General features: G+C 30.1%; 12 protein-coding genes. 5 read left to right on the top strand and 7 right to left on the bottom strand.

Annotated elements, in window-relative coordinates:
* The first annotated feature begins 76 nt into the window (after positions 1 to 76).
* Complete coding sequence (locus L3B98_RS16585; protein WP_077364352.1) at positions 77 to 352, top strand: metal-sensing transcriptional repressor; 276 nt, start codon at positions 77 to 79, stop codon at positions 350 to 352.
* 8 nt (positions 353 to 360) lie between these two features.
* Positions 361 to 2,226: a cation-translocating P-type ATPase gene (locus tag L3B98_RS16590; RefSeq protein WP_238917562.1), complete on the top strand. Its 1,866-nt coding sequence runs from the start codon at positions 361 to 363 to the stop codon at positions 2,224 to 2,226.
* A gap of 96 nt (positions 2,227 to 2,322) precedes the next feature.
* Here the strand turns inward: L3B98_RS16590 and L3B98_RS16595 are convergent, their stop codons facing one another.
* On the bottom strand, positions 2,323 to 3,420 hold the full coding sequence (locus L3B98_RS16595) for a C40 family peptidase (protein WP_238917563.1): 1,098 nt from the start codon (positions 3,418 to 3,420) through the stop codon (positions 2,323 to 2,325).
* A gap of 225 nt (positions 3,421 to 3,645) precedes the next feature.
* Between L3B98_RS16595 and ftsE the strand changes: the two genes are divergently transcribed.
* Positions 3,646 to 4,332 (top strand): cell division ATP-binding protein FtsE, encoded by a 687-nt coding sequence (gene ftsE / locus L3B98_RS16600; protein WP_238917564.1) that lies wholly within the window; start codon positions 3,646 to 3,648, stop codon positions 4,330 to 4,332.
* Complete coding sequence (gene ftsX, locus L3B98_RS16605; RefSeq protein WP_238917565.1) at positions 4,322 to 5,215, top strand: permease-like cell division protein FtsX; 894 nt, start codon at positions 4,322 to 4,324, stop codon at positions 5,213 to 5,215. Before ftsE ends, ftsX begins: the two co-directional genes overlap by 11 nt.
* Before the next feature lie 205 nt (positions 5,216 to 5,420).
* On the opposite strand, the gene L3B98_RS16610 is transcribed toward ftsX, so the two are convergent.
* Both L3B98_RS16610 and L3B98_RS16615 read right to left on the bottom strand, forming a co-directional pair.
* The gene (locus L3B98_RS16610) at positions 5,421 to 5,708 is read right to left on the bottom strand and encodes a hypothetical protein (RefSeq protein ID WP_238917566.1); all 288 of its coding nucleotides are present in this window, start codon (positions 5,706 to 5,708) and stop codon (positions 5,421 to 5,423) included.
* Positions 5,709 to 5,732: 24 nt separating this feature from the next.
* Positions 5,733 to 5,969 carry a heavy-metal-associated domain-containing protein gene (locus tag L3B98_RS16615; RefSeq protein WP_238917567.1) on the bottom strand — a complete coding sequence of 79 codons (237 nt, stop codon included), beginning with the start codon at positions 5,967 to 5,969 and terminating at the stop codon, positions 5,733 to 5,735.
* Between the two features lie 216 nt (positions 5,970 to 6,185).
* On the opposite strand from L3B98_RS16615, the gene L3B98_RS16620 reads away from it, so the two are divergent.
* Positions 6,186 to 7,670 (top strand): multicopper oxidase domain-containing protein, encoded by a 1,485-nt coding sequence (locus tag L3B98_RS16620; RefSeq protein WP_238917568.1) that lies wholly within the window; start codon positions 6,186 to 6,188, stop codon positions 7,668 to 7,670.
* Positions 7,671 to 7,829: 159 nt separating this feature from the next.
* Here L3B98_RS16620 and L3B98_RS16625 read toward each other — a convergent pair whose 3' ends face one another.
* The 4 genes from L3B98_RS16625 to L3B98_RS16640 all read right to left on the bottom strand — a co-directional run bounded on the left by L3B98_RS16625 (position 7,830) and on the right by L3B98_RS16640 (position 14,616).
* On the bottom strand, positions 7,830 to 9,656 hold the full coding sequence (locus tag L3B98_RS16625; RefSeq protein WP_238917569.1) for a sulfite exporter TauE/SafE family protein: 1,827 nt from the start codon (positions 9,654 to 9,656) through the stop codon (positions 7,830 to 7,832).
* Positions 9,657 to 9,947: 291 nt separating this feature from the next.
* A complete protein-coding gene (locus L3B98_RS16630; RefSeq protein ID WP_238917570.1) occupies positions 9,948 to 11,951 on the bottom strand; it encodes a KUP/HAK/KT family potassium transporter in 2,004 nt (667 codons plus the stop codon).
* A 611-nt stretch (positions 11,952 to 12,562) separates the two neighbouring features.
* Entirely contained in the window at positions 12,563 to 13,936 is a 1,374-nt protein-coding gene (locus L3B98_RS16635; protein WP_238917571.1) for a HAMP domain-containing sensor histidine kinase, read from the bottom strand.
* Positions 13,933 to 14,616: a response regulator transcription factor gene (locus L3B98_RS16640; RefSeq protein WP_238917572.1), complete on the bottom strand. Its 684-nt coding sequence runs from the start codon at positions 14,614 to 14,616 to the stop codon at positions 13,933 to 13,935. The genes L3B98_RS16635 and L3B98_RS16640 overlap by 4 nt, the downstream gene beginning before the upstream one ends.
* Positions 14,617 to 14,637 lie beyond the last annotated feature (21 nt).

Genomic DNA, 14,637 nt, shown 5'->3' on the forward strand with positions numbered 1-14,637 from the left:
GACAAATATAATCGGAATTATTATTATATACCTATACCCCCATAGGGTATACAATAATTTTATTGGAGGTAATAATATGAGACAATGTATGGATATTCCTAAAACTCAAACTAGAATAAAAAAGATTGAAGGTCAGCTTAGGGCTATTTCTGAAATGATAAATAAAGATGTCCCTTGTGAAGATATTTTAATCCAAATTAATGCTGCAAAAAGCGCTTTACACAAGGTTGGTCAAATAGTTTTAGAAGGTCATTTACAACATTGTGTTCGAGATGGTATAGAACATGGTGATGCCGATAAAACAATTGCTGATTTTGCAAAAGCTGTAGAACTTTTTTCAAGGATGGGATAGGTGATAAAATGAATAAGATAAAAGAATTTTTTCAAGATGAAGATAAGCGCACTGTACTGTTTCTAGTACTATCTGCTTTCTCATTACTTATTAGTTTTTTACATATATGGAATTTTAAAATTGATATAGCTTGGGTAGCTATTATTTTATGTGGTTTGCCTATTGTGAAAGGTGCCATAGAAGGACTTATAACTGAATTTGATATTAAAGCAGACGTTTTAGTTGCACTTGCACTTGTTGCATCCGTTTTAATTGGTGAAACTTTTGCAGCTGGAGAAGTTGCCTTTATCATGACATTAGGAGCATTATTAGAGGAACGTACCGTTGCAAAAGCACGTGCAGGTATTGAAAAATTAGTAAATCTTACTCCTCCAACAGCTAGAATTGTGCGTGATGGAATTGAAAGTATAATACCAGCTGAAGAAGTTAAAGTTTCTGATATCCTCCGTGTACTTCCTGGTGAAACTATTGCTGTCGATGGTATTATTATTTCTGGACAAACTTCAATTAATCAAGCAGTATTGACAGGTGAATCACTACCTGTTGATAAAGGTATTAATGATGAAGTTTTTAGTGGTACAGTAAACCAATTTGGTGCCTTCGATATGAAAGCTACTAAAGTTGGTGAAGATAGTTCGCTTAAAAGAATGATAAAACTTGTTGAATCTGCTGATGCAAGCAAAGCTAAAATTGTTGGTATGGCGGATAGATGGGCTACTTGGATAGTTGTAATTGCTCTTGTATCTGCTGCTGGTACTTGGTTTATTACAGGAGAAATCATTCGTGCAGTTACAATACTCGTTGTATTCTGCCCTTGCGCTTTGGTTCTTGCAACCCCTACTGCCATTATGGCTGGTATTGGAAATGCTACAAAACATGGTATCCTTGTTCGTGAGGGGGACGCCCTAGAAAGGTTGGCAAAAGTAAAAAGAATTGCATTTGATAAAACCGGAACTTTAACATATGGCAAGCCTACAGTCGTTGCAATTGAAAGTTTTAATATAAATATTAGCTCAGAAAAACTATTAGAAATGACAGCTTCTGCAGAACTTCGTTCGGAGCATCCATTAGGTAAGTCTATTGTTACTCATTATAAAGCTATTTCAACCTCTACTCTTGAAGATCCTCAAGAATTTGAACTTATTGCCGGTCGTGGAGTTAAATCAGTAGTTAAAGATTATTCAATTCTTGCAGGAAATGCTGAATTATTAACTGAAAATTCTATAGAAATATCTAAAGAAATATTAGACAAGGCATCAGCTTATATAAAGGAAGGCTGCACAGTTATTTATGTAGCAATTAACAGTAAGCCATCAGGTTTTATAGTACTCTCTGATACATTACGTAAAGATTCTGCAGCAATGATTAAAAAGCTAAGTTCAATTAATGTTGAAAGTATCTTATTAACTGGAGATAATCCACAAGCTGCTTCTCATATTGCACAAAGCGTTGGTATTACAAATGTTCACTCTGAATGTTTACCAGAAGATAAAATGTCTGCAATTGAAGAATATCAAAAGAAAAATGAGATGATATGCATGATTGGAGATGGAATTAATGATGCCCCTGCTCTTAAAAAAGCATATGTAGGAATTGCAATGGGAGGCATTGGAAGTGATATTGCTGTTGATGCAGCAGACATTGCTCTTGTAAGTGATGATATTAAAGCTATTCCCCATTTATTAAGTCTGTCCAAAAAAACCATGATTACAATTACATGGAATCTATCTCTTTCCATGTTGCTAAATTTTATAGCTATAATACTTGCAATGACAGGTATTTTAAATCCAGTTCTTGGAGCCTTAGTTCATAACTTAGGATCTGTTGCAGTTATTATAAACTCTGCGTTATTATTAAATTTTAAAAGTAAATAAAACAACGAATAATTTAATATTCTAATTCAAAATGATTAAAAGTACCACATTCAATGTGGTACTTTTAAGTATGTATTTTGTTATATACTCATAAAACTATTTTACTCTTCTAGCTGTAATATAATCCGGCCTACCCATCGATGATATTTTTATTACATCACCTGTCCTAGGAGCATGAATATAAGTACCATTCCCAACATATATTCCCATATGAGTAGGATCTCCATTCTTACCAAAGAATACAAGATCTCCTGGTTGAAGCGCTTCTCTTGAAACTCCATATCCATCATTTATTTGGTCATATGTTGTTCTTCCAAGGCTTATTCCAAAATGAGCATAAACATATTGAGTAAATCCTGAGCAATCAAATCCTGTTGAAGGACTTGTCCCTCCCCACAGATATGGTGTTCCCAAGAAATTTGACGCATATGCTATTATGTTATTGTCAGAAATTGAAGCCTTTACTGCTCCTCTTGAAGGATTGTACTTAGGTACTTGACTTCTTATTTTATTTACTTGCGCCATAGCTGCAGTAACTTGTGCTTGCGATTCATCTACCTTTGATGCATATAGTTTTTCTTGAGCTTTCGCTTCTTCAATAAGCTTCTTTTGGTCAGCTACATTAGTGTTTAAACTTGTTAGCTTATCTTCATTTTCACTCTTTAACGCAAGTAAATCATCGTACTTTACATCAAGAGATGCTTTTTTACTTTCCACTTCTGCTTTCATATTATTTAGATCACTTATTACTTTTTTATCCGTACCTATTATTGTTCTAATTGCCTCAGCCCTTGTTATTAAATCGCTAAAACTGTCTGATTCTAACAATATCTTTAGATAACTAGATTGACCATTAATATACATTGCCCTTACTCTTTGATCCATTGCATCTTGTTTACTTTTCATTTCTTCTTCAACTTGAGTTATTTGTTTCTTTGTGGTTTGGATATCGTTTTCTGTTCCTCTTATACTCTTCTTATTTTCATCAATTTTCATCATATAATCTTCAATTTGATTATCCAAGGCTTCAATACTTGCTTCAAGTTCATGCCTTTTTTCTTGCGCTTCCTTTAATGAATTTTTATTTTGTTCCAATTGGGTTTGTGATTGAGATGTTGGTACAGCAAATGCTGAAACTTGAGTAACCATCACTAATGCTGTTGCTAACATAACCGTTTTAATTGTTTTTTTCACTTATATCGCTCCCTTATTTATAGAGTATATTCTCTTTTATTTATAGAGTAATACTTGTCCCTCTTTTGTAAATTCAATCCTATACTACACTAAAAATGTGTAGAAATTATGTAGATTCATATAAAGGTATATATTACCACAGAAAAACACATAATTTCTTCATAAAAATAAGTTATACTATTGCAAAATACAAGAGTTTAAAAATACATAATTGGAGGATTACTAATGATTAAATTTGTAGACATTACTAAAGTATCTGATAATAACACGTTAGCTCTTAAAAATGTTAATTTAACTATAAACAAAGGTGATTTTGCCTTTTTAGTAGGCTCTAGTGGTGCTGGTAAACCAACAATGATAAAAATGCTTTTTAAAGAAATTGAGCCTACACATGGTAAGTTAATTTTAAATAATACTGATGTAACAACTCTAAATAAAAATCAAATACCATTTTACAGACGAAAGATAGGCGTAATATTTCAAGATTTCAAGTTAATTCCAACTCTCAATATCTATGAAAATGTAGCTTTTGCATTGCGAGCTATTGGTGCTAGTTCTAGAGATATAAAGAAGAAAGTACCTATGGCTTTATCTTTAGTTGGATTATCTGATAAATTCAAGTCATTTCCAAATCAATTATCTGGTGGTGAACAGCAAAGAGTTTCAATTGCTAGAGCTATAGTCAATGATCCCAACATTTTAATTGCCGATGAACCAACAGGAAATCTCGATCCTGAAACTGCAATTGGAATTATGGACACACTAAACAATATTAATAAAAACGGTACTACACTACTTATGGCAACTCATGCAAAAGATATCGTTAATTCAATGAAAAAGAGAGTCATTGCTATTGAGAATGGAACCATAATAAGAGATGAAATTAGGGGGACTTACGATTATGAAGATTAGTACTTTCAAATATTATATTATTGATGCATTAAAGAGTTTAAAAAGAAATAGAACTATTAGTCTAGCATCACTTATTACAGTAACTACAACTTTACTTATAATGGGAGTTTTTATATTATTAATGCAAAATATAAATATAGGAATGAAAAATGTTGAATCTCAGGTTAAAATTCAAGTATTTTTAAATGATAACATTACTAGTAAAGATCAGGAAAGCATAAATCAAAAGTTAGATAATATTTCTGGTGTCAAAAGTTTTAAATTTGAAGATAAATCGGAAGCTTTAGAAAAGTTTAATGAACAGGTTTCTGAAAATAACAGTTCTTTATTAAATAATTATAATTCTTCCAATAATCCATTGCCAAATTCGTATATAGTAGAGCTGGAAAATCCTGAAATGTCGCAGCAAGTTATAAGTTCAATCGAAAATATGCCTGGTATAGAATCAATTGGTAATGATCAGAAATTTACTAATAAAATAATTACAATATCGAAAAACATAAAATGGATTGGACTTGCTTTATTCATATTAATGGTATTAGTTTCTATATTCCTTATTAGCAATACTATAAAATTAACAATTTACTCAAGACGTAGAGAAATTGGAATAATGAAGTTCGTTGGAGCAACTGATTGGTTCATAAGATGGCCACTTATTATTGAAGGTGCAATTATTGGTTTGCTTGGAGCTGTATGTTCTAATATTTTAGTATACTATCTTTATAAACTAGTTTTTATAAAAATAAATGAGAATTTACTTTTAATAAACTTATTATCACCATCTTATATTACACAAACCCTTCACTGGCAGTTAATACTAGTCGGGATTTTAATTGGAGGCGCTGGAAGTTCCTGGTCTTTAATTAAATTTTTAAAAGTATAAATTACAAAGGATATTAAAAAGTGTATTGAACTCTAACTATTTTAGAATTCAATACACTTTTTTATTGCTTAATTATCTTTTATCTTTGTAATTGTAAATTTCACAAATATTAGACCAATAACTTTGTTATGGCTAGTCTTATCTAATTGTCAGCATTACTGAATACATTTGACACATTTGTGCATATTCAACAATCATACTTATGCTATTGTTCTATTTTATTTTGATTTTCATTCAAGTCTTTTTTTTCACTACAGCGATTTCCATGCTTACTATCCTTAAACATCATTCCCATCATAAGCACCATCATTATAGGGCATATGAAAGGAGCTATTCCTCCAATTGTCGTTTTAAATCCTGTTCCTACATTTATAAATGAAAGTGCTCCAACAATTATAAAAGGTAATCCGCAGCAAAGTACCATCATTAGCATATGCTTAATTGGATTGTGTTTTTTATTGTCTCCATTTTTATTATTTCCATGACAATTCATAATAAACTCCTCCTCATATTTTCATTATAGTGAATGTTCAAGCTTACCAACTTTCCCACTTAAAATTGATCTATTTACAATATCTTTAATCTCATCTTTTGATATATTTTCATCTTTATAAGCTATTTTTATTTTTTTTGATTCTAAATCTACATGGATTTCTTCTAATCCTTCAACTGAACTTAGAGTTTTCACTACAGTCATTAAGCATCTGTGACAAAGCATATTTTTCTGTTTAAAGCTTAAATTATAACTTTTCAAAATTACTCCCTCCTTATGTATACATTTTAAATAAAAGATATGAAGATTTGATGAAGATAATCTCAGAATAAAAAATAATTTTTAAGTTATAATATTGAAAATACAATTTTATATTTATTAGTCTAACTTTCTTCATATTTCCTTCATAACTAAATTGTATAATAAATTAATATTAAATAATAATTATTATCACTTTAAAATATCGGAGGTATATATATGATTAATAGAAAGTTAAAATTGATTTATACATTTGCTGCTCTTGTAGCGGTTAGCTTAGCTGCATATATGCTCGCTGTAAAAAACACTAAAAACAATTCAAATATGAGCGGTTCTATGATGGGAATTAATACACATGCAGTAGATCCTATGCAATCAAATAATAATTCAAATAAACAAAACGTCGAAAATAATCTTCCTATTCCTAAGCTTTTAGAGAATGAAAATCCCAATTCTAAAGTAGAAGATTTTACTTTAAATGTTGATCAAGGAACTACTGCTTTTATGGATGAAAAAGCTTCAGAAACTTATGGTTATAATGGTAATTTTCTTGGACCTGTAATTCGAGTAAACAAGGACGATAATGTGAATATTCACTTAAACAATAATTTGAAAGAAGAGACAACAATTCATTGGCATGGATTAAATATTGATGGAAATGTTGATGGCGGACCTCATCAACCTATAGCCTCTGGAAGTAAAGCAGATATAAATTTTAAGGTTAACCAACCCGCTTCAACCTTATGGTTTCATCCACACACAAATGGCAAAACTAGTGAGCAAGTATATAAGGGGTTAGCAGGCTTACTTTATGTAGAAGATGAAGTTTCAAAAAGTTTAAATATTCCCAAAGATTATGGAGTAAATGATATTCCTTTAATTGTTCAAGATCGTTATTTTGATAACAGTGGTACTCTTTCTTATAATAATTCACAAATGATGGATGGTGCTTTAGGAAATACAATATTAGTTAACGGAGCAATTAATCCATACTTAGATGTTAAAAAAGTGAAGATGAGATTTAGGATTGTTAATGGCTCTAATGCACGAATATATTCATTTGAACTAAGTAATGGTGATGAGTTTGAACAAATCTCATCAGATGGAGGTTTTTTAGAAAAGCCTGTGAAGATGAATAAATTAGAATTAGGACCTGGTGAAAGAGCTGAAATAATAATAGATTTTTCAAAATATGATACAGGAACAACTTTATTTCTAACAGGTGGGGATTTTAACGTATTAAAGTTTAATGTAAAAGATGATGGAATAGACACTACAGAAATACCTAATTACTTAACTCAGATAACGCAACTATCACAATCTTCTGCGAAAACAGTAAGAAGATTTAATCTTCAGGGTATGGGAAATATGGTCTCTATTAATGGAAAGCAGATGGATATGAATCGAATAGATTTAAAAGTTAAACTTAATGATACTGAAATATGGGAAATTACAAATCCAAAAGATATGATGGGAGGAATGAGTCACCCATTCCATGTCCATGGAGTTCAGTTCCAAGTATTATCAAGAAACGGCATAGAACCACCTGAAAGTGAAAGAGGCTGGAAGGATACTGTATTAGTTAATCCTGATGAAGATGTAAAAATACTTATAAAATTTACTCAAAAGGGTTTATTTATGTATCACTGCCACATTTTAGAGCATGAAGATGCTGGAATGATGGGACAATTTAAAGTAGAATAATAGAAAGTTGCGGTTTTAGTGTTAATCAATTCCAAAACCGCAACTTTTTTCTAAATAAGTTATTTATCAATGATCCAAAACATAAAGATTTCAGAAGGAAATCAACATTAATTTATCATTGAGCATTGAACATTTTTAATTGCAACATATATAGATGCTTTATCCATTAATAAGTTTCTTACGGACTTCTTCTAAATTAACTGTTTTTAATGAATCTGTAACTTCAATTGCTATCGCTGCAACATTATCTTTAATAATAAGATAAGTTCCACTTTTGTCTATCTTAAATCCAACATTAGTAATGCCTTTTTTCCCAGAAAAAGAACTTATTTGATCACCAGTATCAGCATTTACTATTGTAAAATTTCCATCAGCCTTATCAAATGAATTAAGATCAATTACTAGGTTAGCTTGTATTCCTTTCTCTAATACTACAACAAGAGGTTCAAACTCATAGCCAGTTCCCTTTATATTTAGACTTTGTATATTTCCTGAAATATTTGCCTTTTTAACTAATCTATCAGTTGGAACTTTACTTAAATCATTACCATATATACTCGGAGTCTGTGGTGCAGTATTTGCTGCCCCAGCTCCACCTGTACAACAGCTCATTCCACTGCTTGGAACTGGAATTGATGAATCCGCTTTTGATGTATCTACAGAATCAAGATTGTCAGTTACTTTAATCATACCTCGTATCATTCCCATCCAGCAGCTGAAATTTATATCTCCATCCTTTGGTGTAAATTCTATTATATTTTCTCCAGAATTTAAAGTTTTTTGTATATTAAGTGATGGGACTACTACTGCATTATTACAAGAATTAATTTGATTTCCTGTAATAATCCATTTAACAGGTATACCTTTTTGAACATAAAAGGCATTAGGAGTATAACCGTTATTATCAGCAGTCATTCTTATTACTTGAACTCCATTTTCAACAGTTGCTTTTCCTATTTTGGCTTGTGCTGCTTGTGCACCATTTCCTGAAATACTTTGTGTTAATTCATTAACACCTGGAACTCCAACTCCTGCAAGGGCAAGACCTCTATTACCCATTATTATTCCAAGTATTATTACTAAAATTCCACTAAACTTTAGAAGTTGTTTTGTATAACCTTTGCTTAGCAAACCCGATATTACTCCAAAAACAAGCATCAAAGGAACGGTTCCTAATGAAAATAAAAACATTGATATAGCTCCTGCTGCTGCACTACCAGTACCTAATGCATAAAGTTGCATTGTTTGTAATGGACCACAAGGCATTAATCCATTTAATATTCCAACCAAGAAAGGAGATTTCGGTTGGCTTTTTATTTTACATGCTGACCATGGCAATTTAATATTGAGCTTTCTAAATAAAGAGAACCCAGTCATATTTAACCCCATTATCACCATAAATACTCCAGCAAATATTTGAAGTCCGGCTTTCACATTAAGTGATAATGATAGCACTGAACCCAAAGCCCCTACAACTCCGCCTATTATTGTGTAGGAAGTAACTCTTCCAGAATTATATAAAATTGCAGGTATTAAGGCCTTAAATTTGTTCTGATTTTCATCTACAATACTATTTTTTGATAAACTTTGTGTAAGCATTATGCCACCACACATACCAACACAATGTATTGATGTAAGCATACCAACAACAAACAATACCACATAAGAAGCATTATTTAACTTAGCACTCATATCAAAACCCGATGTTGAGTTACCAAGAAGCAATATAGCAGCAGCTATAACTAGAAATCCTGCAAATTTAATACTACTCGAATTTTTTGTACTATACCCTGCTTTATTGATAACCTCCATTAATTGTTCCTTAGAGCAAATGGTACTATCATATTCAACAATCACCTGCTGAGCATTATAGCTAGCCATTGTATTTACAACTCCATTAACCTTTTTTAAGGCTTTTTCCACTCTGTTTTCACAAGATGTACATGTCATATCATATACTTTAATTATCTCTCTTTTAATACTCATATTATCCTCCACTAAATTAATGTAATTTATCTAATAATAGATTTTAAACATAACTAATTTTTACATACTACAATGATCAATTAATGTTGATTTCCTGATTAATGGCAATTGAATATATATATATTATAAGAAAAAGTTATGAAGATTTTATGAGGATACAATGAAAAATATACAGGAAACTATTCTAAATAAAATTAAACCCAAAAATCAAGACATCTCCTACCTTGATTTTCAGGTTTAATATATTTTAATATATAACATTTAATTTAATAAGCACATGAGAATAAAAAGTTATTTTGAAGCTCTCTTTAACAATTGTTCATTGCAACTGCCTATAAATAGTGGAACACTTTCAATATCAACCTCACTATTCTCAAGTCCAAACCATTTTGTTGGAGAAACAGTAATTCTTTTTATAAATAGCTTAGCTCTATATATGATTTCTTCCCTAAAACTTAATCCTGATTCATATGAAAGCTGTTCTACAATTATACTAAAACGAAAATCTCCAACTTTTCTATCAGGCATTATAGTGTAATTTCTAGATTGAATATCTATTTCTCCACTTTTAACTAACTCAGTTGAAATCTGACGTAAATATACATTTAATCTTTGATCTACTCTGAAGCCAAGTTTTAATTTGACTTTTACAATATATGATGTTCCAAAAGTTTCCACTTCATATTCTGCATCATAAGGGTTGTCAGTTACAACAATATTAACAAACCAATACACATCTGCTCTCTTAGGTCTTTTATCTAAGATAGAGTACATTACATTTCTTTCAATTTTCTGAGCATATTCTGAATTAGTTAAATATACAAGATTTGTTGCATATTTAGGTCTATCAGAATCTTGACGTAAAAGATTCAATTGTTCTTTAAAATCTTGAATTTTAACATATCTTAACAAACGAATCTTAATATAATGACCTTGAATCCATATATACATAAGAGATAAAATTGATAAAGCAATTAAAACAGCTACATATCCACCATGCATAAACTTAGCAGCATTTGCAATAAAGAAAGAAACTTCAAATAACCCGAAGAAAACTAGCATACTAATAGCAATAGCAGGTGAAATCTTTTGTTTTAATAAGTAATTAAACAACAAGATAGTTGTCATTAACATAGTAACTGTAATTGATAATCCATAGGCTCCTTCCATATGTTCAGAACTTCTAAAATATAGAATAAGTCCAATACATATAATCCATAGAGATTTATTAACTGAAGGAATATATAATTGTCCTTTAGATCTAGATGGATACATTATATGTAATCTAGGGAATAAATTTAATTTAATCGCTTCTGAAACAAGAGTAAAAGATCCTGAAATCAATGCTTGAGAAGCAATAATTGTAGCCAAGGTTGAAATTATTATACTACAAATCAAAAAGCTATGTGGAACCATTTGAAAAAACGGATTTAAATCATCTAAATTTGTATACATTGGATTTTTTCTAGCAGATAACACCCATGCTCCTTGACCAAAATAATTTAATAATAAACATACTTTAACATAAGGCCAAGAGGCATAGATATTCTTCTTACCTGCATGCCCAAGGTCCGAATAAAGAGCTTCTGCACCTGTTGTTGCTAAAAATACGCTGCCGAGAATAAAAAATCCTGCTTTATTCTCACTACTAAAAAGAATATTGATTGCATAGTATGGAGACAATGCACGTAATAAAGTCCAATCATGAACAATATTCATAACCCCTAATATTGCCAACATTGAAAACCAAATAAACATTACTGGTCCAAACATTTTTCCAATTAAATCAGTTCCAAAATGTTGAATAAAAAATAGTATACTTAGTATTACTATTACAATGATAATAATAATATCTTGATCGTTACCAAAAATAGCATTGAAACTTGGAATAAGCTTTAAACCTTCAATTGCTGAAGTTACAGATACAACAGGGGTTAACATCCCATCAGCAAGTAAGGCTGCACCACCAAGCATTGCTGGAATAATAAGCCACTTTGCACGATTACGAACTAGAGTAAAAAGAGAAAAAATCCCACCTTCACCTTTGTTGTCTGCCCTTAAAGTAATTAAAACATACTTTATTGTTGTTAAAATAGTTATTGTCCAAAAAATTAGTGATAAAGCTCCAAGGATAAAGTTTTCAGATATATTTTCCAAACCACCGTTACCTTGAATAATTGATTTCATTACATAAAGAGGCGAAGTTCCAATATCTCCATAAACTACACCTAGTGCAATTAATATTCCTCCTAGGCTTAGTTTAGTGACATCATTATGTTTTTTAGCTGCTTTCATATTAATCTTCCTTTGCAATAAATATAAATACACATATATTATGTCTTATGTTTTAACCATAAGACTTGTAGTGCCATTGTCGAAACATATTAGGAACATGAAAAAAATAATATACCAAAGATGTAATGTATACTTTTGAACCTTGTATGAGATTAAATATATCCAATCACTCTAATACAAGCCATTTTTCCATTATATCCTCCTCATTTCTAATAAGTAAAGCGAGCAAAAATGTCAAAATACTTGTTTATTTGCGTTTCTCTTCAATTGTAAAGGATTTAATACAAAAACTCTCTAATAACCGAAATTTTAAAAAACGTTGTTGCCCTAATTATTTTTACTTAAATATACACCTTTAAAAAGAGCAGCTATGCACTTATAAAAAGAGTAGCTATGCTGCTATTAGAAACTTTCCTGCAATTAGGAACTTTTCTGCAATTAAGAACTTTCCTGAAACATCGGAACTTATATTTGCAATTTTTCACTTATTATTTATTATCACGAAACCTAATTATTTTTACTTAAACATACACCTTTAAAAAGAGCAGCTATGCTGCAACATCGGAACTTATATTGGTAATTTTTTACTTATTTTTTTATTATCACGAAACCTAATTATTTTTACTTAAACATACTGTAAAAGTAGTTCCTTTATTTTCTCTGCTCTCTACATCTATTGTTGCAGAATGTAAAGACAATATTTTCTTTACGAGAGTAAGGCCAATTCCACTTCCTTCAATTTTATGTCTGCTTTTATCTCCACGATACATTCTTTCAAATACATATGGTAAATCTTCTTTTTTAATTCCAATTCCATTATCCTTAATTTCAATAATCACGAAATCTGCATCGCTACTGATATTAATCCATACTGACCCATCTACCTTGTTAAACTTAATTCCATTTGAAATAAGATTTATAAATACTTGTTTTAATTTATCACTATCACCTAATACTATAAAATCTCTATCCTCATCTTTATTTATAAACAATTTTACTTTTTTTTCAGCAGCGGCAATAGAAAAATCTTCTATTACTGATGAAAGCAGTTCGTTTATATTAACAAGTCCTAATTTGAGTGTTATTTCATCAGATTCTATTTGTTTTAGCGAATTTAAATTATTTAAAAGCTTTCCGAATCTTATTACTTCATCATTTAGATTGTTAAGCTTATCGGTAGTTATAGGTATAATTCCATCTATCATTGCTTCTAAATTATTTTGCAATACATTTAATGGAGTTCTGATTTCATGGGATATATCAGATACAAGTCTTTTCCTAAGTAGATCCTGGTTATCTAGTTTCTCACCCAGAGAATTTATGCTTTCAGTTAAATTCCTAATTTCTTCAATGTTGCTTTTTACATTTGATCTAGAATTATAATTTCCTTTAGATAAACTCACAGAAGTTTTTGAAACTGCTTTTATAGGCTCAGAAAATTGCTTTGATAATATTAAACTTATTACTCCTACTATTATTAATGTTAATATACCACTAAATACTATCCCCTTATTAATTTGTCCCTTGAAACTTATATCTTCTTGAGATAACAAAACAGGTGAGTATTGACCAACTATAATATATCCTACAGTTTTATCATTTACATTTATATCAAAAGTATTTGAAGTATAGACTCCTGTTTCTTCTTTACCGTTCACCGTCATATGATTTTTATTTTGTATATCTTCATGGTTCATTTCCCATACAACTTTTCTATTTTCATCCAAAAGACTTAAGCAGTAATTACTCATATACGCTTCATGCATCATTTCTTCACCAGAGGTTAAACTCCAGCTTCCATCATTTTTATAGACTTGTTGAAAATATTCTACTAACCTTGCATTTCTTTTAGTTTGAATATCCTCCATATATTTATTGAAGGTATTTGTTATTGTTGTATTTATAATTAAAACAGATAAAAGTACTGAAACTACTGAACAGAAAATAAGTATAAAACTTAATCGTCCCCTAATACTCTGCTTCATATTTCATCACCAAATTTGTAACCAATTTTTGTAACAGTAATTATATATCTTGGAGATTTGGTATCTTCCTCAATTTTCTTACGTAAATTTTTGATATGAACATCTATGCTTCTATCTGACCCATCAAAATCAATACCAAAAGCTCTTTCTATTATTGCTTCTCTTGTAAATACTTTTCCTTTATTTGAAGCTAAAACACATAATATATCAAATTCATTTGGAGTTAAATTAACTTCTTCTCCGTTTAATTTAACTGATCTTTTATCAATATCAATTATTAATTTATTATCATCAAAGGAAATAATATTCTCTTTATTTTCCCCTAACCTTCTAAATAATGCATTTACACGGGCAGTAAGTTCTCTTGGACTTAAAGGTTTAGTTAAATATTCATCAGCTCCAATATTTAACCCTTCTATTTTATCACTTAACGTGCTTTTAGCAGTTAACATAAAAATATATACATCTGATATTTTTCTAATTATTTTGCAAACTTCCTCACCATCAATATCTGGCAACATTAAATCTAAAATTACAAGATCAATTCTCTCTTTTCTAAAAATCTCAATTCCATCTAATCCATTTTCAGTAGAATACACTGAATATCCTTCTTTTTCTAAATATGCCTTTATAACATCTGATACACTTTTTTCATCTTCAATTATTAAAATATTACTCATAATATTAACCTCTCGAATTTT

Source organism: Clostridium sp. YIM B02555 (genome assembly GCF_022320955.1).
Classification (GTDB): Bacteria; Bacillota; Clostridia; order Clostridiales; family Clostridiaceae; genus Clostridium; species Clostridium saccharoperbutylacetonicum.